General features: G+C 64.4%; 18 protein-coding genes. 11 read left to right on the top strand and 7 right to left on the bottom strand.

Annotation, left to right across the window (positions count from 1 at the left end):
• The first annotated feature begins 39 nt into the window (after positions 1 to 39).
• The 6 genes from V3C85_RS04765 to V3C85_RS04740 all read left to right on the top strand — a co-directional run bounded on the left by V3C85_RS04765 (position 40) and on the right by V3C85_RS04740 (position 9,284).
• Positions 40 to 3,489, top strand: a complete 3,450-nt coding sequence (locus V3C85_RS04765; RefSeq protein WP_331794155.1) for a transglutaminase family protein — start codon at positions 40 to 42, stop codon at positions 3,487 to 3,489.
• Between the two features lie 7 nt (positions 3,490 to 3,496).
• A complete protein-coding gene (locus V3C85_RS04760) occupies positions 3,497 to 5,878 on the top strand; it encodes a circularly permuted type 2 ATP-grasp protein (RefSeq protein WP_331793944.1) in 2,382 nt (793 codons plus the stop codon).
• 3 nt (positions 5,879 to 5,881) lie between these two features.
• Positions 5,882 to 6,760 carry a transglutaminase family protein gene (locus V3C85_RS04755; RefSeq protein ID WP_331793943.1) on the top strand — a complete coding sequence of 293 codons (879 nt, stop codon included), beginning with the start codon at positions 5,882 to 5,884 and terminating at the stop codon, positions 6,758 to 6,760.
• 97 nt (positions 6,761 to 6,857) lie between these two features.
• Positions 6,858 to 7,622, top strand: a complete 765-nt coding sequence (locus tag V3C85_RS04750) for a LamB/YcsF family protein (protein WP_331793942.1) — start codon at positions 6,858 to 6,860, stop codon at positions 7,620 to 7,622.
• The gene (locus V3C85_RS04745; protein ID WP_331793941.1) at positions 7,619 to 8,326 is read left to right on the top strand and encodes a 5-oxoprolinase subunit B family protein; all 708 of its coding nucleotides are present in this window, start codon (positions 7,619 to 7,621) and stop codon (positions 8,324 to 8,326) included. Before V3C85_RS04750 ends, V3C85_RS04745 begins: the two co-directional genes overlap by 4 nt.
• Positions 8,319 to 9,284, top strand: coding sequence for a 5-oxoprolinase subunit C family protein (locus V3C85_RS04740; protein ID WP_331793940.1), 966 nt, complete (start codon positions 8,319 to 8,321; stop codon positions 9,282 to 9,284). Before V3C85_RS04745 ends, V3C85_RS04740 begins: the two co-directional genes overlap by 8 nt.
• A gap of 12 nt (positions 9,285 to 9,296) precedes the next feature.
• Here V3C85_RS04740 and V3C85_RS04735 read toward each other — a convergent pair whose 3' ends face one another.
• The 4 genes from V3C85_RS04735 to iolC all read right to left on the bottom strand — a co-directional run bounded on the left by V3C85_RS04735 (position 9,297) and on the right by iolC (position 13,768).
• Positions 9,297 to 10,913, bottom strand: coding sequence for an FMN-binding glutamate synthase family protein (locus V3C85_RS04735; RefSeq protein WP_331793939.1), 1,617 nt, complete (start codon positions 10,911 to 10,913; stop codon positions 9,297 to 9,299).
• 142 nt (positions 10,914 to 11,055) lie between these two features.
• A complete protein-coding gene (locus V3C85_RS04730) occupies positions 11,056 to 11,901 on the bottom strand; it encodes a class II fructose-bisphosphate aldolase (RefSeq protein ID WP_331793938.1) in 846 nt (281 codons plus the stop codon).
• Entirely contained in the window at positions 11,898 to 12,755 is an 858-nt protein-coding gene (locus V3C85_RS04725) for a 5-deoxy-glucuronate isomerase (protein ID WP_331793937.1), read from the bottom strand. Before V3C85_RS04725 ends, V3C85_RS04730 begins: the two co-directional genes overlap by 4 nt.
• A gap of 11 nt (positions 12,756 to 12,766) precedes the next feature.
• Positions 12,767 to 13,768 carry a 5-dehydro-2-deoxygluconokinase gene (iolC, locus tag V3C85_RS04720; protein ID WP_331793936.1) on the bottom strand — a complete coding sequence of 334 codons (1,002 nt, stop codon included), beginning with the start codon at positions 13,766 to 13,768 and terminating at the stop codon, positions 12,767 to 12,769.
• A 117-nt stretch (positions 13,769 to 13,885) separates the two neighbouring features.
• On the opposite strand from iolC, the gene V3C85_RS04715 reads away from it, so the two are divergent.
• From V3C85_RS04715 to V3C85_RS04705, 3 genes are read left to right on the top strand one after another with little or no spacing between them, the layout of a single operon-like run.
• Complete coding sequence (locus V3C85_RS04715; RefSeq protein ID WP_331793935.1) at positions 13,886 to 15,004, top strand: Gfo/Idh/MocA family protein; 1,119 nt, start codon at positions 13,886 to 13,888, stop codon at positions 15,002 to 15,004.
• Between the two features lie 11 nt (positions 15,005 to 15,015).
• A complete protein-coding gene (locus tag V3C85_RS04710) occupies positions 15,016 to 15,909 on the top strand; it encodes a sugar phosphate isomerase/epimerase family protein (RefSeq protein ID WP_331793934.1) in 894 nt (297 codons plus the stop codon).
• Positions 15,910 to 15,919: 10 nt separating this feature from the next.
• On the top strand, positions 15,920 to 17,053 hold the full coding sequence (locus V3C85_RS04705) for a Gfo/Idh/MocA family protein (protein ID WP_331793933.1): 1,134 nt from the start codon (positions 15,920 to 15,922) through the stop codon (positions 17,051 to 17,053).
• Here the strand turns inward: V3C85_RS04705 and V3C85_RS04700 are convergent.
• Positions 17,050 to 18,057, bottom strand: a complete 1,008-nt coding sequence (locus V3C85_RS04700) for a LacI family DNA-binding transcriptional regulator (RefSeq protein WP_331793932.1) — start codon at positions 18,055 to 18,057, stop codon at positions 17,050 to 17,052. The genes V3C85_RS04705 and V3C85_RS04700 overlap by 4 nt on opposite strands.
• 199 nt (positions 18,058 to 18,256) lie before the next feature.
• Here V3C85_RS04700 and V3C85_RS04695 point away from each other — a divergent pair, with 199 nt between their 5' ends.
• Complete coding sequence (locus V3C85_RS04695; RefSeq protein WP_331793931.1) at positions 18,257 to 19,465, top strand: NAD(P)/FAD-dependent oxidoreductase; 1,209 nt, start codon at positions 18,257 to 18,259, stop codon at positions 19,463 to 19,465.
• Positions 19,466 to 19,475: 10 nt separating this feature from the next.
• Here the strand turns inward: V3C85_RS04695 and V3C85_RS04690 are convergent, their stop codons facing one another.
• Complete coding sequence (locus V3C85_RS04690) at positions 19,476 to 20,639, bottom strand: M24 family metallopeptidase (RefSeq protein ID WP_331793930.1); 1,164 nt, start codon at positions 20,637 to 20,639, stop codon at positions 19,476 to 19,478.
• A complete protein-coding gene (locus V3C85_RS04685) occupies positions 20,632 to 21,690 on the bottom strand; it encodes a pyridoxal-phosphate dependent enzyme (RefSeq protein ID WP_331793929.1) in 1,059 nt (352 codons plus the stop codon). Before V3C85_RS04685 ends, V3C85_RS04690 begins: the two co-directional genes overlap by 8 nt.
• A 307-nt stretch (positions 21,691 to 21,997) precedes the next feature.
• Between V3C85_RS04685 and V3C85_RS04680 the strand changes: the two genes are divergently transcribed.
• Positions 21,998 to 24,217: an NADP-dependent isocitrate dehydrogenase gene (locus V3C85_RS04680; protein ID WP_331793928.1), complete on the top strand. Its 2,220-nt coding sequence runs from the start codon at positions 21,998 to 22,000 to the stop codon at positions 24,215 to 24,217.
• Positions 24,218 to 24,230 lie beyond the last annotated feature (13 nt).

The raw sequence follows: 24,230 nt of genomic DNA, 5'->3' as shown, positions 1-24,230 counted from the left end.
GCGCGTTACTGTAGCGCAAACATGAAAGCGGGGCGAACCATGGCGATTTATGCCAGCATCCACCATCTGACGCATTATCGCTATGACCGGCCCGTGACCCTTGGCCCCCAGATCATCCGCCTGCGCCCGGCCCCACAATCGCGCACCAAGGTCATCTCGCACAGCCTGCGCGTCTCGCCGGGCGGGCATTTCGTGAACCACCAGCAAGACCCCTATGGCAACTGGCTGGCGCGCTTTGTCTTTCCCGAACCGGTGATGGAATTCAAGATCGAGGTCGATCTGGTGGCCGACATGTCGGTCTATAACCCGTTCGATTTCTTTATCGAAGACAGTGCCGAGCATTGGCCCTTTGATTACCCGCGCGATCTGGCCGACGATCTGGTGATCTACCGCGCGCCCGAACCGGCAGGGCCGCTGCTGCAAGCCTTTCTGGATGCCACCCCCAAAGACCGGGTTCGCACCATCGACTTTCTGGTGGCAATGAATGCTCGGGTGCAGCAGGCGGTCAACTATACGATCCGAATGGAGCCGGGCGTTCAACAGCCCGAAGAGACACTGCATCTGAAATCGGGGTCATGCCGCGATTCCAGTTGGCTTTTGGTGCAGGCGTTGCGCCATTTCGGTTTTGCCGCGCGCTTTGTCTCGGGCTATCTGATCCAGCTTGCCCCCGATGTGAAATCTCTGGATGGCCCGTCGGGCACCGAGGTCGATTTCACCGATCTGCACGCTTGGGTCGAGGCCTATCTGCCCGGCGCGGGCTGGATCGGGCTTGATCCGACCAGCGGCCTTTTGACGGGCGAAAGCCATATTCCGCTGGCCGCCACACCGCATTATCGCAACGCAGCCCCGATTTCGGGCGGCTATACGGCGGCGGGCACACCGCAGACAGAATTTGCCTTTGACATGCAGGTGCGCCGGGTATCGGAACATCCGCGCATCACCAAGCCCTTCAGCGACGATGCCTGGCAGGCGCTGAACAGCATGGGCCGCAAGGTTGACAGCGTGCTGCAAGAGCAGGATCTGCGGCTGACCATGGGCGGCGAGCCGACCTTTGTGTCAATCGACGATTTTGAAGGCGAAGAGTGGAACACCGCCGCCGTTGGCCCGGCCAAGCGCGACCTGGCCGACCAGTTGATCCGCCGCTTGCAGGCCCGGTTCGCGCCGGGTGGGTTTTTGCACTATGGACAGGGCAAATGGTATCCCGGCGAAAGCCTGCCGCGCTGGACCTTTTCGCTGTTCTGGCGGCGCGATGGGCAGCCGGTCTGGAAGAACCCCGATCTGATCGCCAAAGAGGCGCAGGATTACAAGGTGGGCACCGATCAGGCACGGGTGTTCATGGAAGGCTTTGCCGAACGGCTTGGCATCACCGCCAACCATGCGCAGCCCGCCTTTGAAGACCCGGCGGAATGGATTTTGAAAGAGGCCAATCTGCCACCCAACGTATCGCCGCAGAATTCCAAACTGAAAGACCCCGAGGAACGGTCGCGCTTTGCCCGCGTGTTTGACCGCGGCCTGACCGAACCGTCGGGCTATATTCTGCCGATCCAGCGCTGGCAATCCAAGGCCAGCAGCATGCCTCGCTGGCGGTCGGAATTGTGGAAACCCCGGCGCGGGCATCTGTTTCTGGTGCCCGGCGACAGCCCCGTGGGCTTTCGTTTGCCGCTGGCGGGGCTGCCTTATGTCTCGCCCGCGCAATACCCCTATACCTATCCAACCGATCCTGCCGCCCCCCGTGCGCCCTTGCCCGATTTTCACGCAGGCATCGACAGCCGCCGCGCCGCCCTGCGCGATGCGGTGCAGGCCGAGCTTGACCGCCTGGCCGAGGAAGAAGCCCAGATTGCGGCGATGACGCCGGAAACCAGTGCCGAGCGCACGCAGGCGGGCGAAACCAAAGCGGCCAAGGGCAGCCAGCAAAAGGTTGTGGGCCAGGAAGCATCTGATGCCGGCGACGGCGTCGTGCGCACGGCCATTGCGATAGAACCGCGCGACGGGCGGCTGTGCCTGTTCATGCCCCCGGTCGAGGCACTGGAAGATTACCTTGACCTGATCGCCACCGCCGAGGCGACAGCAGCCGAACTGGGCCTTCCGATCCATATCGAGGGCTATGCCCCGCCCAATGATCCGCGCCTGAATGTCATCCGCGTGGCCCCCGACCCCGGCGTGATCGAGGTGAACATTCACCCTGCCCACAGCTGGGACGATTGCGTGGCCACCACCGAAGCGATCTATGACGAGGCGCGCCAATGCCGCCTTGGTGCCGACAAGTTCATGATCGACGGCCGCCACACCGGCACCGGCGGCGGCAACCATGTGGTTGTCGGCGGGGCCACGATGGATGACAGCCCGTTTCTGCGCCGCCCTGATCTGCTGAAATCGCTGATCCTGATGTGGCAGCGCCACCCGTCGCTGTCCTATCTGTTCTCGGGCCTGTTCATCGGCCCCACCTCGCAGGCCCCCCGGATCGACGAGGCCCGCCATGACAGCCTGTATGAGCTGGAAATCGCCCTGTCGCAGATTGGTGATCCGGTCGATGGCGGCCCGCTGCCCCCGCCTTGGCTGGTGGACCGGTTACTGCGCAATATCCTGATCGATGTCACCGGCAACACCCACCGGGCCGAGATCTGCATCGACAAGCTGTATTCCCCCGACGGCCCCACCGGGCGGCTGGGGTTGGTCGAGTTCCGCGGCTTTGAAATGCCCCCGCATCCGCGGATGAATCTGGCCCAGCAACTGCTGATCCGCGCCATCATCGCGCGCTGCGCCAAGTCGCCGCTGAAGTCGCGCCCCGTGCGGTGGGGCACGGTGCTGCACGACCGGCTGATGCTGCCGCATTTCATCTGGTCCGATTTCTTGTCATTGCTGGACGATCTGGGCCAGCACGGCTTTAAGCTGGACCCGGTCTGGTATCGCGCCCAAGAGGAATTCCGCTTCCCCTTCTGCGGTCAGATCGCGGTGGAAACCGAATTCGGCGGCGTGCATCTGGAATTGAAACAGGCGCTGGAGCCTTGGCATGTGCTGGGCGAAACCGGGGCCATCGGCGGCACGGTGCGCTATACCGACAGCTCGGTCGAACGCCTGCAGGTCAAGATGACCACGCAGACCCAAGACCGCTATCGCATCATGTGCAACCGCCGCCCCGTGCCTTTGGTGGCAACCGGCACCAGCGGGGTCAGTGTTGGCGGCGTGCGCTACAAGGCCTGGCAACCGGCGGCGGCCCTGCATCCGGTTCTGCCGGTGAATGCGCCGCTGACCTTTGACATCTTTGACGACTGGTCAGGCCGCGCGATCGGTGGCTGCGTTTACCATGTGGCCCATCCGGGCGGGCGCAATTACGACACCTTCCCCGTCAACGGCTATGAGGCCGAGGCCCGCCGTCTGGCGCGGTTCGAGGCGCATGGCCATCAGCCGGGCAGCTATACCCCCGCCACCGAAGTGCCGCACCCCGAGTTTCCGACAACGCTTGATCTGCGGCGGGCCCCGTGGATCTGACACGCTGATGACCCTGAGTGTGGCTGCCCTTGATCTTCCCGGCATTCTTGCCGGCTACACCCCGCTTCCCGGTGTTGCGGATGAATTGTTCCAAAGCAACGGCCAGATGCGGCCGGTCTGGGCCAGTTTCATTCAGGCACTGGCCGCCTTGCCGCCCGAGGATCTGGCCGCCCGCTTTGCCCGGGGCGAGCAATATCTGCGCGATGCGGGGGTGTATTTCCGGCTGTATTCGGGCGGGCCGGTGCAAGATCGCGAATGGCCGCTTAGCCATGTGCCGGTGCTGATGTCGGAAACCGATTGGGCCACCATCTGCGATGGGCTGACGCAACGGGCAGATCTGCTGGAACAGGTGATGGCCGATCTCTATGGCCCGGCCACCCTGGTGCGTGACGGCCATCTGCCAGCCGAACTGGTGGCGCAAAACCCGCAATGGCTGCGCCCGATGGTTGGGGTCAAGCCGCGCTCGGGCCATTATCTGCACCATCTGGCCTTTGAAATCGGGCGCTCTCCTGATGGGTCATTTCTGGTGCTGGCGGACCGCACGCAGGCACCATCCGGGTCAGGCTTTGCGCTGGAAAACCGCATGGCCACCAGCCGCATCTTTTCAGATCCGTTCCCGCGCAGCCATGTGCGCCGTCTGGCCGGTTTTTTCCGCACCTTCCGCGACACGATGGAGGGTTTGTCGGGCGAAGGGCGGCGGATGGCGATCCTGACGCCGGGGCCGAACAATGACGCCTATTACGAGCACACCTATATCGCGCGCTATCTGGGCCTGACCTTGCTGGAGGGCGAAGATCTGATCGTCGAAAACGGTCAGACCATGGTGCGCACGGTGCAGGGGTTGGAACCCGTGGGCCTGTTGTGGCGGCGCATCGACAGCGATTTCGCCGACCCGCTTGAGTTGAACGAGGTGTCGCAGATCGGCACGCCCGGCCTGATGGGCGCCCTGCGCGACGGCAATCTGTCGCTGATCAACGCCCTGGGCGCAGGGGTGCTGGAGGCGCGGGCCTTCATGGCCTTTTTGCCGCGCCTGTGCCGCGTCTTGACCGGCGGCCCGGTCAAACTGCCCAATATCGCCACATGGTGGTGCGGACAGCCCGCCGAACGCGCGCATGTGCAGCAGAATGCCGCCCGGATGATGATTGCCGGGGCGATGGATACCACGCTGCCCTTTGCTGCCGGGTCTGATCCGGTGGGCGGGGCGCAGAACGACCTGGGGCTGACACTGGCCGACTGGCTGGCGCGCGATGGCGCGATGCTGGTGGGGCAAGAGGCTGTCACCCTCTCGACCACCCCGGTCTTCAGCGAGGGCCGCATGGTGCCCCGCCCGATGACGATCCGCGTCTTTGCCACGCGCACCGAAACCGGCTGGGCCTTCATGCCCGGCGGCTATGCCCGTATCGGCAAGGCCGAGGCCGCCACGGCCCTTGCCATGCAGGCCGGTGGGTCGGTCGCGGATGTCTGGGTGATGGCCGACAGGCCGGTGCCGCCTGAAACGCTGGTGTCGCGCGCGGCCTTTGAACGCTCGCCCCCCGGCATTTTGCCGTCACGCGCGGCGGACAATCTGTATTGGCTGGGTCGCTATGTCGAACGCACCGAAGGCGCCATTCGCCTGCTGCGCGCCTATCACCTGCGGCTGGCCGAAACGGGCGATCCGTCAGACAGCCTGCTGCAGGAACTGGCGCTGTTTCTGAAAAAGCTGGGCCTTGGGCCGGATGTGCCGATCCCCGATACGCTGAACGATCTGGTCAGCGCCGCCCGCAATGCCGCCGCCAAGGTGCGCGACCGCTTTTCCCCCGATGGCTGGCATGCGCTGAATGATCTGGCCAAGACCGCCCGGATGTTGGCCGAAAAGGTCACCGCTGGCGATGATGCGGCCATGGCGATGTCGGTGCTGTTGCGCAAGATCTCGGCCTTTTCGGGCCTTGTGCATGAAAACATGTACCATTTCGCGGGCTGGCGCTTCCTGTCGCTGGGGCGGGCGCAAGAACGGGCCGACGGGATGCTGACCATGGTGCAGGCCTTTGCCGACCCCGAAGCTTCGGCGGGGGCCTATGAAATCGCCATCGAGGTTGGCGACAGCGTGATGACCCACCAGCGCCGCTATCGCTTTGGCCCCTCACGCGAGACGGTAATGGACCTGCTGGTGCAAGATGCGCAGAACCCGCGTTCGGTTCTGTATCAGATCAGCCAGATGCGCGACCTGGTGGCCGCACTGCCCCGCAGCGGGCCTTCGGGGCAACTGGGCGCGCTGGAACGGGCGCTGCTGACACTGGACACCGATCTGCGGGTGGCCGAGGCCGCAGATCTGACCGCGCCTCGCGTCACTGATCTGCGCAATCGTCTGGCGCAGGTCTTTGACTTGCTCTCTCGCCAATATTTCCGGTGACCCATGCGCTATGATATCCGGCTGACCATTGATTACGACTATGCCGCGCCGTCTGATCATGCGCGAAACATCTTGCGGCTGCTGCCCTCGGACGGGCCGCGCCAAAGGGTGGTCAGCCGGATGCTGACGATCAGCCCGCTGCCCGATGACCGCCGCGATGGGGTTGATTTCTTTGGCAATGCCACCAGCAGCGTGGGCTGGCACCAGCCGATCAAACGCGCAAGGTTTCAGGTGCAGGCAAGGGCCGAGCGTCTGGCCGAGGCCGAGCTTGACCTGTCGCCCCCCTTGGCCGATCTGGGGGCGGCGCTCGCGGCAACCGGGCTTGGGCCGACCTCGCCCCAGCATTTTCGCGCGCCCTCGCCGCGTATTCCCGGCATCGAGGCCATCACGGCCTTTGCCCGCGCCGCCCTGCCCCCGGCCCCCACGGCCCGGCAGGCCGTTCAGGCGGTGGGGCAGGCCCTGCATGGCGCGATGACCTTTGATGCCACCGCCACCGATGTGGCCACCCCCCCCGATCAGGCCTTTGCGGCCCGCCGGGGTGTCTGTCAGGATTTCGCCCAGATCATGATCGCAGGCCTGCGCGCGATCGGCCTGCCTGCGGGCTATGTTTCAGGCTTTTTGCGCACCAACCCGCCCCCCGGCCAACCCCGGCTGGAAGGGGTGGATGCGATGCATGCTTGGGTCAGCGCCTGGTGCGGGCCGGATCAGGGCTGGGTGGAATATGACCCAACCAATGCGCAATGGGCGGGCCAGGATTACATCACCGTGGCCATGGGCCGCGATTATGGCGATGTGGCCCCGGTGCGCGGCGCGATCCGCACGGCAGGCGGGCATGACAGCCGCCATTCGGTTGATGTGCTGCCCATTGGCGATGCGCCCTGACCTGTGCCGCCTTGCGCCCAAAGGGGGTGGACAAATCCGCCCGCCTTGCCTTTGACTGCCCATTAGCGGCAAAGGTGCAGCCGAAGACGAGGGAACCATGCACAGCATTGATCTGAATTCTGATCTGGGCGAAGCCTTTGGCCCCTGGACGATGGGCGAGGATGCGCAGATGCTGTCGGTCGTCACCAGCGCCAATATTGCCTGTGGGGGCCATGCAGGCGACCCCGAGACGATGTTTGCCACCCTGTCTGACGCCGCCGCCCGGGGCGTCATCGTCGGTGCCCATCCCGGCTATGAGGATCGCTTGGGCTTTGGCCGCCGGGTCATTCCCATGCGCCCGGATGAAATCGCCCGCATGGTGGCGGCCCAGATCGGCGCGCTGGCCGGTGTGGCGGCGCTGGCGGGGGCACGGCTGCGCTATGTCAAGCCGCATGGCGCCCTGGCCAATCTGGCTGCCGATGATGCCGGTGTGGCCAAGGCCATTCTGGCCGCGATCATGGCCCAGCCCGGCCGCTTGGCGGTGCTGGCAATCTCGGGCACGGCGCTGGAACAGGCCGCCGTGGCCGCAGACTATCCGGTGTTTTCCGAGATCTTTGCCGACCGCGCCTATCTGCCGAACGGGCGGCTGGTGCCACGCAGCCAGCCGGGTGCCGTGCTGCATGATCCGCAACAGGCCGCAGAGCGGCTGCTGGGCTTTCTGGACACTGGCCTGATGCCAGTGGTCGGCGGCCCCCCCATCCGGTTGGCGGCACAGTCGATCTGCGTGCATGGCGACAGCCCCGGCGCGCTGGGCATGGCACAGGGCCTGCGCCGCGCCCTGCAAGCGGCGGGCGTGACCATTGCCCCCTTTGTGCCCGCATGACGCTGCCCCCCCCGCCCAAGCCCGACCAGCCGCGCTTTGTGCCGATTGCCGACCATGCCGTTCTGGTCGAATTCGGTGAAACGATCAGCGACGCCGCCCATGCCGCCGTGCTGGCGCTGGATCAGGCCATTGCCGCGGCCCCGCCCGTGGGGCTGCGCGAAACCGTGCCGGCCTATGTCAATCTGCTGGTCGATTTCGACCCGTGCCAGACCGACCATGCCGAAATCATCGCGGCCCTGCGCCGTCAGATCGGCCCCGCCACCGCCCGGCGGCAAAGCCGTCAGCAGCATAAGGTTGCCGTCTGCTATGACCCGCCCTTTGCCCCCGATCTGGCGCAGGTGGCCCAGCACACCGGCCTGTCGCCCGAGGCGGTGATCGCCGCCCATCTGTCGGGCCGCTATCATGTGGTGATGTATGGCTTTGCCCCCGGCTATGCCTATCTGGCGGGCCTGCCCCCTGCCCTGCGGCTGGATCGCAAGCCAACCCCTGTGCCCAATGTGCCTGCCGGATCGGTGATCATCGCCGGGGCACAGGCGCTGGTCACCACGCTGACCATGCCCACCGGATGGTGGATCATCGGGCGCAGCGCCACGCCGATCCTGACCGGCGATCCCGACAGGCCGTTTTTGTTCGATGTGGGCGACAGCGTCGGGTTTTGCCGTATTGGGGCGGGTGACATGCCGGGGGCGGCGCAGAATGGCTGAGGCGCGGCTGAGCGTGGCCTTTGCCGGGCCGCATGTAACGGTGCAAGATCAGGGCCGGCCCGGCCAGATGCGCTTTGGCGTGCCCTGCTCGGGCCCGATGGACCGCGCCTCGGCCGCCATCGCGCAGGCCGCCCTTGGCACCCCCGCCACGGCCCCGCTGATCGAGGTGTCGATGGGTGGGCTGACGCTGCGGTGCGACGCCGGGCCGATCAGCCTTGCCATTGCGGGGGCCGGGTTCATTGTCGAAGCGCGGGAAAAGCTGGGGTCATGGGTGGTGCTGACCCTGCACGCCGGTGATCGGCTGGTCATTCGCCCCGGCCCTTGGGGACGCTGGACCTATGTCGCCTTTGCGGGTGACTTGCAGGTGCCGCATTGGCTGAACAGTGCCGCAACCCATGCCATTTCGGGCTTTGGCGGCGGGCGGATCAGCACGGGCCAAAGCCTGACACTGACCGCGCCGCGCGTGGTCACGCACATGCCGCGCCCCATTCCCTGCCCGGTCTGGGCCCGGCCAAGGGGCCGCGCCCCCGTGGTGATCGGCCCGCAAGACCGCCATTTCACCGATCAGGCGCTGGCCGATTTTGTCTCGGGCCCGTTTCGGATGACGAACGCTTTTGACCGGATGGGCCTGCGTCTGGCCGGGCCGCGCCTTGCGCTGAAGGGGGCGCTGTCGATCCCGTCCGAGCCGATCTTGCGCGGGTCGGTTCAGGTGTCGGGCGACGGGGTGGCGACGGTTCTGATGGCCGATCACCAGACCACCGGCGGCTATCCCAAGATTGCCACCGTGCTGGACTGTGACACCGACGCCCTCAGCCAGTTGCGCCCGCAAGACCCGTTTCACTTTGTGCCCGTCAGCCCCGACACGGCAGTCGCCCGGGCCCGCATGGCCCACCGCGCAAGGGCCGCGTTTCTGGCCCGTCTGCGGCACCAAACCGGGGCCAGCCCGACACCGGGCTGACCCAAGGTCAGGTCAGACACCATCATCAAACGGCGCAAAACTGGCCGAGGACGAGCGCCGCCAGCGTTTCAGATAGCCATAGCGATCGTCATCTTCGCGCAGCAAAAAGCCAACGGGCATATAGGGATAGACATCCTCACCCGTCACCATGTCACGGTCGTTTTCGCGCATCATCAGGTGATGGGGCAAAAACTTGATCGGATGATCAAGCCCCGCCGCCCCCGACATATCGCCCAGGGCTTTCAGCGTGTTACGGTGGAAATTGGCCACCCGTTGCGCCTTGTCAGGCACATTGATCGCGCGTTGCCGCAGCGGGTCTTGGGTGGCCACCCCCGTGGGGCAATGGTTGGTGTGGCAGGCCTGGGCCTGGATGCAGCCAACCGCGAACATGAAGCCACGGGCCGAATTGGCCCAATCGGCCCCCAGCGCCAGCGCCTTGGCGATGTCAAAGGCATGGATCAGCTTGCCCGAGGCCCCGATGCGAATGCGATCACGCAGCCCCGCGCCACGCAGGGTGTTATGGGCAAAGGTCAGCCCTTCGACCAGTGGCATGCCCATGTGATTGGCAAATTCCAGCGGGGCCGCGCCGGTGCCGCCCTCTTTGCCATCGATCACGATGAAATCCGGCGTGATCCCGGTTTCCAGCATGGCGCGCACGATGCACATGAATTCGCGCCGATGGCCGATGCACAGTTTGAACCCAATCGGCTTGCCCGCCGACAGGTCGCGCAACTGGGCGATGAATTCCATCATCTGGATCGGGGTTTGAAAGGCCGAATGGCTGGCGGGCGACACACAATCGACCCCCATGGGCACGCCACGCGCCTCGGCAATCTCGGGCGTGATCTTGGCGGCGGGCAGAACGCCGCCCTGCCCCGGCTTGGCCCCCTGGCTCAGCTTGATCTCGATCATCTTGATCTGCGGATCGGCGGCCACTTCGCGGAACTTGTCGGGGTCAAAGCCACCTTCGGCGGTGCGACAGCCAAAGTAGCCGGTGCCGATTTCCCAGATCAGATCGCCGCCGCCGTCGCGGTGATAGCGGCTGATCCCGCCTTCGCCCGTGTCATGGGCAAACCCACCCATCTTGGCGCCCCGGTTCAGGGCCGAAATCGCATTGGCCGACAAGGCCCCAAAGCTCATGGCCGAGATGTTGTAGATGGACGCCTCGTAGGGTTGCTTGCACTCGGGCCCGCCGATGGTGATGCGAAAATTGGTATCGGCGATCTTCTTGGGCTGGATCGAGTGGGTCAGCCACTGATAGCCGCCGGAATAAACCTTCATCTTGGTGCCAAAGGGGCGCTTGTCTTCGACGTTTTTGGCGCGCTGATAGACGATGGCGCGCGCTTCGCGTGAAAACGGCACCTCTTCATCATCGGATTCAATCAGATACTGCCGGATTTCGGGGCGGATCATTTCAAAGAAATAGCGCACATGGCCCAGCACCGGATAATTGCGCAAAACCGCGTGTTTGGTCTGCGACATGTCACGCAAACCAACCAGCACAAGCCCGCCAAAAACCGCAATCAAGAACCAGTGCCAGCCGCCCGGCATTGGGGCGATCACAGCAATCAGCAAACCCAGAACAGCGGCCGCAAACGGCAAATAGCGCAGCAGGGGAAAAGACATCATCAACAGGCACCCTTGGGTTAAGTCGTCAGATTTGCCCATGTTTACACGAAAAAACCCCAAAGAGCAGCCTTGGGGGGCCGATATCGCACAAAGATGATGCAAAGACCTTACGAAAGGCTTGCCAGTTTCTGAAAACGCCCGCTCAGGCCCGGCCAGATGACCCAAGGCCCGCCAGCACAGACCGCGCACAGGCCACCAGCGGATCATGGGTCGCGCGCAGAATGGCGATGCGGTCAAATTCCTGCGGATGGGTGGCAAGTGTCTGGCGCAGGGCCGCGCCAAAGGCCTGACGCAATTCGGTGCCGATGTTGAATTTGCAGATCGGGCTTTGGCGTGCCAGTCGCAAACGCTGATCCATGGGCACGCCAGAACCGCCGTGAATGACCAGCGGCACCCGCCCGCCCGTGGCCGCCGCAATCGCCGCCACCGCCGACTCGTCCAGCCCCGCGCTGGCCTGCTGTTGCAAATGCACATTGCCAACAGCCACCGCCATGGCATCAACCCCAGTTTCGGCGGCAAAGCGCGCGGCATCCTGGGGATCGGTCAGGTCAGAGACCGCACCGCCGTCATAGCCAACGAACCCGATCTCGCCCTCACAAGACACCCCCGCCGCATGGGCAAGCCGCACAATCCGGGCGGTCTGGGCAATGTTGTCTTGCAGCGGCAGCGCCGACCCGTCGAACATGACCGAGGTGAACCCCTCGGCAATGGCGGCCTCGGCCTCGGCGACCGTGCGGCCATGATCCAGATGCAGCACCACCGGCACCTGTGCGGCATCGGCAAGATAGCGAAACATCGCCCCCAGAACAGGCAGCGGCGTATGCGCCCGGCAGCCCGGCCCGGCCTGCAAGATCACCGGGGCCCGCTCGGCCTCGGCCGCGGCCACAAAGGCGCGCGCATCTTCCCAGCCAAGGCAGACCAGCCCCGCCACCGCATAGCCATCGCGCAGGGCGGGGCCCAGAACCTCGGTCAAACTGGCACGGGTCATTTGAACTTGGCCACCATATCCATGATGCCGGGAATGGTGTGCAGCTGATCGGCATGGGTGGGTTGGAAATACTGCTTCAGACTGCGCTGCGACAACCCGCCAAGGATGGTGAAGTAATACATCTCATAGCCCGGCAAGACGCAGCAGGGGTGATAGCCCTTGTCGATCAGCACCGTGGAATTGTTCATGATGTGATAGGCATCACCGGGTTCATTGTCTTCGCGTTGCAGCATCTGCAGGCCCGACCCGTGGTCAGGGCGGAAGCGGAAGTTATAGGTTTCGTCATGGCGCGACTCGATCATCGCCCCCGTGGCATCATGGCGATCGGTGTCATGCTTGTGGCTGGGAAAGCCCGACCAGCCCCCGGCCCCCACGGTGTAAAGCTCGCTTACCAGCAGGCGGCCGACACGGTCGTGGTATTTGGTGCCAAGGATATGCTTGATCTTGCGATGGGTCTTGGTGTCATCCGAGCCATATTGCACCACATCCAGATCGGCAGCGCGCACGGCAAAGGGTTCAAGCACCTTGTCGAATTTTGCCCCGGCAATGAACACCTCGGCGCTGTCTGACTGGCAGGTGATGCGCGCAGGCATGCCGGTCGGCACATAAACGCCCTCAGGCTCGCCATCCCAGACATCCACGCCGCGCCCGCCCAGATCGTCATGGGTTTGCCCGCCAACCTGCACCTGAACGGTGCCCGTGGCCGGAACGATGCAGGTTTCATATCCCGGCACGGCATGGTCAAAGACCTGCCCTTTGGTCAGCCGGACGATGTTGAAATAATTCAGCGGCACCAAGGGGTGATCGGCCCCGACGATGGGCTGATTCTGGTTGTCATGGGGGGCGATATGCATGGTGACCTCTCTCAGATCGGTTCGGGACGGGCCGCCAGAAAGGCGTCCAATTCGGGAATGGTGGGGCATGCCGGGGCGCAGCCCACGCGGGAAACGACAAGTGCCGCCGCTGCTGATCCGCGCAAAACCGCCGCGCGCAAGGCATCGCCCCGCGCCAGTGACGCAAGAAACCCACCCATGAACGCATCACCCGCACCCGTCGGCTTCAGCGCCTGTGTGCGATAGATGCCGGTGGTGAATTCCTGCGATTTGGAAACGGTTACGGCCCCTTTCTCACCCATTTTGTAAACTGCGATACTGGCTGATCGCGCCACCAGATCGCGCGCCACACCAAGGCCCTTGGCCATATCCCCCGCAAGCAGGCCGAATTCGACATCATTGCCCACAACAATGTCACACGCCTGCGCTGCGGCCAGATTGGCGGCCTGTGCCTCGGTGCTGCTGGCCCAGGAATAGGGGCGATAATCCACATCCATCACACAGACGGCACCCGCCGCCCGCGCCTCGGCAAGCGCCGCCATCGTGGCCTGGCGCGACCCGGCATCGGCCAAGGCGGTTCCGGTGATGACCAGTGCCGCGCAGCCTGCGAAATCGACAGCGGCCACATCGTCACAGGTCAGCGCAAAGTCGGCGGCCCCGTTGCGATAGATCACCGACTGGCAATCTTCGGCCCGCGTTTCAACCACGGCAAGCGAGGTGCGCAGGCCCTGCCCGATGGTGCCAACATGGCGCCCGTCAATGCCATAGCGCCCCAATTCGGCCAGAACAAAGCGCCCCACCGCATCATCCGACACCCGCGTCAGCAACGCCGCCTGCATCCCCTGCCGGGTCAGCGCGGCCGCAATATTGCCAGCCGAACCACCCAGATGCGCCTCAAACCGTCGCGCATCCTCCATCCGGGTGCCGGGCGGGTCGGCGTAAAGATCCATCCCCGCGCGCCCCAGCACCACAAACGGCCCGGCCGCCAGCCTTGGCCCCAGCCCCATTTCCCCCTGATCCGCGCCTTGGGTCATTCTGCCCTGCCCTGATGAATTTCGATTGCAGCCGATTTGGAAAGATTATATGTCTTTTGCAACCGGTTGCAACAGTCGATTGCAACAGGCCTGTGTGTCACTTGGGAGGGGGCAGCAATGACCGAGATCGGGATCGGGCTGGTGGGCGGCGGATATATGGGCAAGGCCCATGCCGTGGCCTTTTCCGCGGTGGGCGCCATCTTCAACACCGCCTTGCGCCCCCGGCTTGAAATGGTGGCGGCGGGCAGCCTTGCCTCGGCTCAGGCCTATGCCGCCAGCTATGGCGTGGCCCGCGCCGCGCGCGATTGGCAAGAGTTGGTGGCCGACCCCAAGGTGCAGGCCGTGGTCATCGCCAGCCCGCAATCCACCCACCGCGCCATTGCCGAAGCCGCCTTTGCCCTTGGCAAACCGGTGTTCTGCGAAAAGCCACTGGGGGCGTCGCTGGAAGATGCCAGGGCCATGGTGGCCGCTGCCGAAGCCTCGGGTCTGCCAAATATGGTGGGGTTCAACTATGTGCGTACCCCGGCCACGCAATTTGCCCGCCAATTGATTGCCGACGGCGCGATTGGCGACGTGACCTGGTTTCGTGGCGAACATACCGAGGATTTTCTGGCCGATCCGTCCCTGCCCGCAACCTGGCGCACCCAGGGGGTGGCCAATGGCACGATGGGCGACCTGTCCCCCCATATGATCAACTGCGCGCTGGCCCTGCTGGGGCCGATCACCCAACTGTCGGCGATGGTTGAAACCGTGCATGCCACCCGCCCCGGCCCCCAGGGCCCCGAGGCGGTGACGAATGATGACCATGCCCAGATCATGTGCCGCTTTGCGCGCGGGGCCATGGGGCATCTGTATTTCAGCCGCACCGCGACAGGCCGCAAGATGGGCTATGCCTATGAGGTGCATGGCAGCAAGGGCGCGATCCGCTTTGATCAGGAAGATCAGAATGCCATCTGGCTGTATCGTGCCGAAGGGCCCGAGGCGACACGCGGGTTCACCAAGATCCTGACAGGCCCGGCCCATCCCGATTATCTGCCCTTTTGCCAGGGCCCCGGCCATGGCACCGGCTATCAAGACCAGATCATCATCGAAGCGCGCGACTTCTTGCAGGCCATCCACACCGGCCAGCCGGTCTGGCCCACCTTTGCCGATGGCCTTGCCGTCTGGCAGGTGGTTGATGCCGCCCTGCAATCGGCCCCCCAAGGCCGCTGGATTGACATCCCATCACAAGTCTGAGGACCACACAAATGCCCATCCGCATCGGAAATGCCCCCTGTTCCTGGGGGGTCGAGTTCGCCCAAGATCCGCGCAACCCGGCATGGGAAACCGTGCTGCAAGAATGCGCAGGCGCGGGCTACAAGGGGATCGAGCTTGGCCCCATCGGCTTTATGCCCGAAGATCCGAACCAACTGGCCGATGCGCTGGCCAAACATGACCTGACGCTGATTGGTGGCGTGGTTTTTCGCCCCTTTCACGACCCCGACGCCTGGGCCGAGGTGATGGATGCCGCGATGCGCACCTGCAAATCGCTGGTGTCGCATCAGGCCAAGCATCTGGTGCTGATCGATTCCATCTCGCCGCGCCGTGCGCCAACCGCAGGCCGCGTGGCCGAGGCCGAGCAGATGGACCCCGCCGAGTGGGACGCGTTTCGCAACCGCATCGCCACCGTCGCCAAGATGGGCACCGAGGTTTATGGCCTGACCGTCAGCATCCACGCCCATGCCGCGGGCTTTATCGACTTTGAGCCCGAGCTGGAGCGCCTGCTGGACGAGGTTGATCCGCAGATCCTGAAGATCTGTTTCGACACGGGCCATCATTCCTACGCCGGGTTCGACCCGGTGGCCTTCATGCGCCGCCATATCGACCGCATCGCCTATATGCATTTCAAGGACATCGACCCCGCCGTCAAGGCCAGCGCCATTGCCAACCGCACCGGGTTCTATGATGCCTGCGGTCAGGGCATCTTCTGCAATCTGGGCAAGGGCGATGTCGATTTCCCGGCGGTGCGCCAAGTGCTGCTGGATGCGGGCTTTGACGGCTGGTGCACGGTCGAGCAGGATTGCGACCCGACTTTGGATGTGCGCCCGGCCGATGATGCCCGCGCCAATCGTGAATATCTGGAATCCATCGGTTTCAAATAAGGAACAGACCATGGCAAAACTGAATTGGGGCATGATCGGGGGCGGCGACGGCAGCCAGATTGGCCCGGCGCATCGCTTGGGCGCCCTGGCCGACGGCCATTTCAACCTTGTGGCCGGCGCCTTTGACCACCGCCCCGCCGAGGGCCGCGCCTTTGCCCAGCGTCTGGGTGTGGCCGATGATCGCGCCTATGGCGATTGGAGAGAAATGCTGGCGGGCGAAAAGAACCGCGCCGATCGGGTCGATCTGGTGACGGTGGCCACGCCCAACAGCACGCATTACGAAATTTCCAAGGCCTTTCTTGAGGCTGGCTTTAACGTCTTGTGCGAAAAGCCGATGACCGTCACGGTTGAGGAAGGCGAAGAGTTGGTGCGCATCGCAGCCAAGATGGGCAAGGTCTGCGCGGTGAATTACTGCTATTCCGCCTATCCGATGATCCGGCAGGCCCGCGCCATGGTGCGCGCCGGCGACATCGGCCGCGTGCGGCTGGTGGTGACCAACTTCAGCCACGGCCATCACGGCGACGCCACCGATGCCGAAAACCCGCGTGTGCGCTGGCGCTATGATCCGGCGATGGCCGGGGTTTCGGGTCAGTTTGCCGATTGCGGCATCCATGCCCTGCACATGGCCAGCTTTGTCTGTGATGATGAGGTCGAAAAGCTGTCGGCCGATTTCGCCTCGACCATTTCCAGCCGGGTGCTGGAAGATGATGCGATGGTCAATTTCCGCATGACGGGCGGCACCGTCGGGCGGCTGTGGACATCATCTGTCGCCATCGGGCGCCAGCATGGCTTTGACATCCAGATCTTTGGAGAAACCGGCGGGCTGCGGTGGGCCTCGGAACAGCCCAACCAGTTGATCTACACCCCCGTGGGCGGGCGGACGCAGATCATGGAAAAGGGCGAATTCGGGCTTTATGACGATGCCAAACGGCTAAGCCGGGTGGCCATCGCCCATCCCGAAGGCTTCCCCCTTGCCGTCGCCAATATCTATTGCGATCTGGCCGATACCATCCGCGGAACCGCGCGTGATGGCCTGCCGCTGGCATCGGCTGGGGTGCGGTCCATCGCGGCGGTGCATGCGGCGGTGGCCTCGGCCAAGGCGGGCGGCACCTGGGTCGAGGCCCGGCCGCCCATGTTCCGCTAAACCTTGGGCGCGGGGCGTAAAGTCCCGCGCTCGACCACCCGGCAGTCAAACAACTGCGCGGTCTTGGGCTGGTCAGGCTCGGCCAGCAATGCCTCGATCTGGTCGATACTGGCCGCGATGATCTGATCGACCGGTTGGTGAATGGTGGTCAGGTTGATATTGGCCCAGCCCGCCATTTCCATATCGTTGAACCCCAGAATCCCCACATCGCCCGGCACCGTCAGGCCCGCATCGTGCAAGGCGCTGATCGCCCCGATCGACAGCACGTCATCGCCGACGAAATAGGCCTGTGCCAAGGGCCCCGCCGCGATCAGCCTTTGCATTTCCTGGCGTCCCGCCTCAAAGGAATAGCCCGCGGCAAAGCTGCGCGACAGCGTCACGCCCGACTGGCCCGCCAGACCTTCGGCCAGACCAGCCAGACGATCCTCGGTCGAGGTGGCGGTTTCCGGCCCGCCCAGGAACCCGATGCGCTGATAGCCGCGCGACAGCAGCGTCTCGGCCGCCATCCGCCCACAGGCGCGGTTATCAACCCCCACCAGATGCACCTGCGGCTGTGGCTGATACCGCCCAAAGCAATGCACCACCGGCAGGCCCGCCGCCTTGAACGCCAACGGAAAATCGGCGGGCAGCGTGGAACTTGCCAGAATGACACCATCCACCGAATATTGGCGCAGCAGCGAAACCGCGCTCTCCAGCGTCATGTCGCCCGACAGGTTGACCAGCAAGGGCCGCAGCGCGCGGTCTTGCAGGCCACGGGTAAAACGGTCAAAAACCTCAAGGAAAACGGGGTTGTGAAAATTGGCCGAAACCAGACCAATCAGCTTGGTGCGCCCGGTGGACAAAGCCGAGGCCAGCACCGAGGGCCGGTAGCCCAATTCCCCCGCCGCCTGTTCCACCCGCGCGCGTGTCTTGGCTGAAACCGAGGCCCCCGGCGTAAAGGCCCGCGACACCGCCGAAGGCGACACCCCCGCCCGCAAGGCCACCTCGCGCAGTGTCACGGCCATCGTATCATCGTCCTGTCGTTGCCCATCTGCTTGGATTAGGCACGAAGCGCGCAGGCGTAAATGAAAAACTGCACACCGCCCCACCGTAAGGCCGCAACTGATGCAGGCTGGCCCGCAAGGTTCGCCCAAAGGGGGGAGTTGACAATGGCCGGGCGCGGCGTAACGGATTGCGTGCAGGCAGGAAAAGGGGCGGCAGGCCATGAAGGCGTCTTATGATGTGGTGATCGTGGGCGGGGCCGTGATCGGCTCTGCGGTGGCCTATTTTCTGATGTCCAACCCCGATTTCACCGGGTCGGTTCTGGTGGTCGAACGCGACCCCAGTTTCGCGCAATCCTCAACGGCGCTGTCGGCGGCCTCGATCCGCACCCAGTTTTCCAACCCGATCAATGTAAAGATCAGCCAGTTCGGGCTAGAGGTGATCCGCGACTTTGGCACCTTGATGCAAGTCGATGGCCAGCCAAAGCCCGATCTGAATTTTCACGAGGCAGGCTATCTGTTTCTGGCCAACACCCCGTCGCAGGTGCAGATCTTGCGCGAAAACCATGCGGTGCAGCGGGCCTGCGGGGCCGATGTGGTGCTGTGGGACCGGGATGAATTGGCCCATGCATTTCCGCATTTGCGTGTCGATGATGTGCTGTTGGCCAGCTATGGCCAAAGCAATGAGGGCTGGTTCAACAACACAGGGCTGATGAATGGCTTTCGCGCCAAGGCCCGGTCGCTGGGCGCCGAGGTGGTGACGGATGAGGTGGTGGCGATCGACCGGCACGGGGGCCGGGTGACAGGCATCACGCTGAAATCGGGCGCCAAGGTGCAGGCGGGCACCGTGGTCAATGCCAGCGGCCCGCGCGCGGCCCAGACGGCACGGATGGCGGGTCTGGATGTGCCGGTCGAGCCGCGCAAGCGCACCCTGTTCGTGCTTGATTGCGCCACATCGCCCGAAGGTACGGCGCGGGTAGCGGGGGGGCGCTTGCCGTTGATGGTGGATACGACGGGGCTGTTCATCCGGCCCGAAGGCCGGTTTTTCCTGACCGGCTGCCCACCGGTAGAGGACCCCGGCGTGGATTGGGATGACTTCAACCCGCGTCATGAAGAATTCGAAGACATCATCTGGCCCGCCCTTGCCGAACGCTCGGCCGCCTTTGAGGCGGTCAAGGTGGTGAACATGTGGGCCGGCCACTATGACTTTAACACGCTGGATCATAACCTGATCGTCGGGCGCCATCCCGAGGTGACAAATTTCATTTTTGCCAACGGGTTTTCCGGCCACGGGCTGCAACAGGGCCCCGCCGCCGGGCGGGCCGTGGCCGAGTTGATCATTTATGGCGTCTATCGCAGCCTTGACATGTCGCAGGTCGGCTATGAACGGATCATCGAGGGCCGCCCGTTTTTGGAAAAAGCGGTGATCTGACGCGGGCCGATCAGGCCAGCACGGGCATTTCAGCGGGCGCGCGGCGCGACAGCAGTTCGGGGCCATCGGCGCGCAGGACGATGTTTTCCTCATGCACCAGAATGCGGCCCGGGGCGACGATGGCGCCGGGTTCCAGCGTCAGCACCATGCCCTCGACCAGTTCGGTTTGATCCAGCGGGGTGAAACTTGGCCATTCGGTCAGCGTCACGCCCAACCCATGGCCAAGGCGCCCCCCGGCCTGTTCAACGCCGTGGCGGGCAAGGGTGCTGACCAGAATCCGATGCGCATCGCAGGCCCGCAATCCGGGCCGCAACTGATGCAGCGCGGCATCTGTGGCGGCATGCAGGGCGGCATGAACGCGGGCTGTGGCCGGGGCCACCGGGCCAACGGCATAGTTGCGGTCGAAATCGCAGAAATACCCGTCCCGCACGGCCCCTGTATCCAGCATCAGCACATCCCCCCGCATCAGCGGCTGCGGCCCGGCCGGAGAGATCACATCGCCATACCCACCCTGCCCGGCCCCACCCGCAACATAGCTGACCCAATCGGCCCCCTCTTGCAAAAGGGCGATCTGGAAATCGCGAAAGATCTGGTCCAGCGGGCGGCCTTGGGCTGCAAATTCCGGCACCCGATCAAAGGCGCGGTCGGCAATGGCACAACTGGCGCGGATGCGGGCGATCTCGGCCTCGGATTTCACCTCGCGCACGCGGTGGATCGTGGCGGTGCCATCGACCATATCCCGGGGGGCCAGACGGCGGGCCAGGTTGGCATAATCAGCCAGCGGCATCCGCAGATGCGTTTCCAGCCCCATCGGCAGGGCAATACAGCCCTGGGCAGGCACCAGGCCGGCCAGCGTGTCGGCCAGCAGGCTGATGCCATCATCGCGCGGGTCAGGGGCGGGCCAGGTGCGGATATCCTTGATCCAGCAGCGGCCCATCAGTTCGGCCCCGATGGCCGGGATCACCGCCACGGGCGCGCCCTGAACGGGCACCACGATGAACCATGGCCGGGCCGGGCTTTCCCAGAACCGGGTCAGAAAGCCACTGACATAAAAGATATCGGCAGGCGCCGTCAGCAACAGCGCATCTTGCCCGCGTGCCGCCATTTGCGCCTGCAACCGCGCAACCCGCCCCTGAAACTCGGCTGCTGGAAAGATCAGACTGTTGTCAGCCACGCTCTGGCCCCTCGCTGACATAGGCCAGCACCCGCGCATCAGGGCCAAGGCCAAGGCCCGTCACCACCGCCGCCACGCCTGCCGCCCCCGATGGCGTTGTCGCCATACCGTGTTCGGCCAACAGCGCAACCGCGCGCGCCGCTTCGGATTCGGTGATGGTGACAAACAGATCGGCATCCCGCGCAAGGCCGTTCAGCGCAATCATCGAGGGCGTCTTGCAATCCAGCCGCCCCATGGCCGAAACCGGCCCTTCCGCCGTGACCAGATGGCCTGCGCGGATGCTCTCGAACAAGGCCGGGGCCGCAGCGGGTTCGACCACGATGATCTGCGGCGCATCGCCCCAATGGGCACGGGCCTGCGCAGCAACTGCCGCCGCAAGGCCGCCAACACCGGCCTGAAGCAGGATATGGCTGGGCGGGGCGTCGCATTTCTGGCCCCATTGGGCCGCAGCCTCGGCGGCCAGTTGCAGATAGCCCTCCATCACCCGCAACGGCAGGTCGATATAGCCGGGCCAGGAACTGTCTGACAGCAGCGTCCAGCCATTGTCGCGCGCGGCGGCCTCGGCGGCCTCCATGCTGGCCTCATAGGTGGCCCCCGCCCGCACCACCCGCGCGCCCTTGGCCCGCAGCCGTTCGGCAAAGGCTTCGGGCACGGTCTGTGCCAGATAGATCACCGCTTCGGCCCCGAACAGCCTTGCCCCAGCCGCCACCGACAGGCCATGATTGCCCGCGCTGGCCGTCACATAAACCCGGCCCCGCAAGGCATGGGTCCAGTCATCGCCTTGCCGGGCGGCCGAGGCCTCACGCGCGATGGCATGGGCCGCGCCAAGCGCCTTGAAGCTGCCAAGCCCCATGCGCGCGCGCTCATCCTTGATCAACAGCCGCGCCACCCCGGCATGCGCGGCAAGCTGTGGCATATCGGTCAGCGGTGTTTCGGCATGGGCCGGGCAATGCTGCAACAGGCCCGCCACGCTATCGGCCTGGTCAATCGGCATCGGCGCGTCAAGCCCCAGCCCCTGCCCGCGAAACGGATTGCCAAGTGAAATGGGCATACTTCCCCCCCGATCCTTATGGTCTGGGGCCAGACTAGCCCCCTTGTCGGCGGCGCATACCCCAATTCCGACCAAAGGTGACGTTTATGCCCTTCTTTTGGGCCAGCGCAGCAAAAAGCCCGCCCGCCGCCGCACCCTTTGGGAAAAACGGCTGCGCAAAATAGGGCTGAAATCACCGCTTCAAGGCATCTGCGGCATATCGCCTGTGCAATATCTGTCGGAATGCACAAAAACAGGGTGGAAAACAAAGTGGCTGCGTTGCAGAAAGGCGCGAACTGGCCACATCATAACAGGACGGATACCCGACATGACCGAGCGTACCATTCCCGACATCATCTACACCACCGTAGATGAGGCCCCCCAACTTGCCGCAGGGTCGCTTTTGCCGATCGTCCGCGCCTTTGCCGCCCCCGCAGGTATCAGCATTGGCACCCGCGACATCTCGCTGGCCGGCCGCATCATCGCCGCCTTCCCCGAGCACCTGACCGAAGCCCAGCGCCAGCCCGATGATCTGGCCGAACTGGGCGAACTGGTGAAAACCCCCACCGCCAACGTGGTCAAGCTGCCCAATATCTCGGCTTCGGTGCCGCAACTGGTGGCCGCGATCAAGGAATTGCAAGGCCAGGGCTATGCGCTGCCCGACTATCCCGAAGACCCGCAAACAGATACCGAAAAAGAGGCACGCCGCCGCTATGACGCCATCAAGGGTTCGGCCGTGAACCCGGTGCTGCGCGAAGGCAACTCTGACCGCCGCGCCGCTGTGGCCGTCAAGAAATACGCCCAATCCAACCCGCATCGCATGGGCGACTGGTCAGCCGACAGCAAGACCCGCGTCGCCTCGATGCCGGGCAATGATTTCTTCTCGAACGAGAAATCGGCTGTTGTGCCCAATGCCAGCACCGCCAAGATCGTGCTGGAAACCGCCAAGGGCGAGGTGGTGCTGAAAGAGGGCGTGAAATACCCCGCTGGCACCGTGGTCGATGCCACCTTCCTGTCGGCTGCCGCGCTCAGCAGCTTTATCGCGGAAGAAATCGCCCGCACCAAAGCCGAAGGCACGCTGTTTTCGCTGCACCTGAAAGCCACGATGATGAAGGTTTCGGACCCGATCATCTTTGGCCATGCCGTCCGCGCCTGGCTGGCCCCGGTGTTTGAAAAATTTGGCGACCGTTTGGCCGCGCTGGATGTGAACCCGAATTCGGGCCTGGGCGACCTACTGGCCCGCGTCAAGGATGATGCCGAGATCATGGCCGCGATCGACGCTGTCACCGCCGAACGCCCCCCGCTATATATGGTGAATTCCGACAAGGGCATCACCAACCTGCATGTCCCGTCGGATGTGATCATCGACGCCTCGATGCCCGCCCTGATCCGCGCGGGCGGCAAGGGTTGGGGGCCGGATGGGGCCGAGCATGACTGCGCCTGCGTGATCCCCGATAATTCCTATGCGCCGGTCTATGATGAGGCGATCAATTTCTTCAAGGCCAACGGCAAGCTGAACCCCGCCACCGCAGGCACGGTGCAGAACATCGGTCTGATGGCGCAAAAAGCCGAAGAATACGGCAGCCACCCCACCACCTTTGAACTGCCTGAGGCCGGTGTGGTGAAACTGGTGCTGGATGATGGCACCGTGCTGCACCAGCACAAGGCCGACAAGGGCGACATCTGGCGCTCGGCCAGCACCCGCAAGGCCCCGATCGAAGACTGGGTGAACCTGGCCATCGAGCGGCAAAAACTGACAGGCTATCGGTCGATCTTCTGGCTGGATGAAAACCGCGCCCATGACGCACAGCTGATCGCGATGGTCAAACCGATCCTTGCGGCCAAAGGCGTGGCAGACAAGTTCGAGATCATGGCCCCGCGCGACGCCACCCGCGCCAGCCTTGAGACGATCACCAAGGGCGAAAACTGCATCGCCATCAGCGGCAACGTGCTGCGCGACTATCTGACCGACCTGTTCCCCATTCTGGAACTGGCGACCTCGGCCAAGATGCTGTCGATCGTCAAACTGATGCAGGGCGGTGGGCTGTTCGAAACCGGCGCCGGCGGCTCGGCCCCCAAACATGTGCAGCAGCTGGTCGAAGAAAACCACCTGCGGTGGGACAGCTTGGGCGAATTCTGCGCCTTGGGCGAAAGCTTCATGTTCCAGTCGCAGATTTCGGGCAATGCCAAGGCCGCCGTTCTGGGCCGGGCCGTCAATGCCGCCACGCAAGCGATCCTCGACAACGACCGCTCGCCGCGCCCCAAGGCCGGTCAGGCCGACAACCGCGACAGCCATTACTACTTTGCGCTGTATTGGGCCCAGGCCTTGGCCAGCCAGACCGAGGATGCAGGCCTTGCCGCCACATTTGCCCCCGTCGCCAAGGCGCTGGAGGCCGAGCAAGCCACGATCCTGGCCGAACTGGCCGCCGTGCAGGGCAAACCCGCTGATCTGGGGGGCTATTACCACACCGATGCGGCCAAGACCGCAGCGGTGATGCGCCCCTCGGCCACGCTGAACCGCATCATCGACGCTCTGGCCGCCGCCTGATTGGTCGACCCGT

Source organism: Pseudotabrizicola sp. L79, assembly GCF_036553525.1.
In the GTDB taxonomy this organism is placed as follows: Bacteria; Pseudomonadota; Alphaproteobacteria; order Rhodobacterales; family Rhodobacteraceae; genus Pseudotabrizicola.
This window is presented reverse-complemented; position numbering and strand designations above follow the sequence as displayed.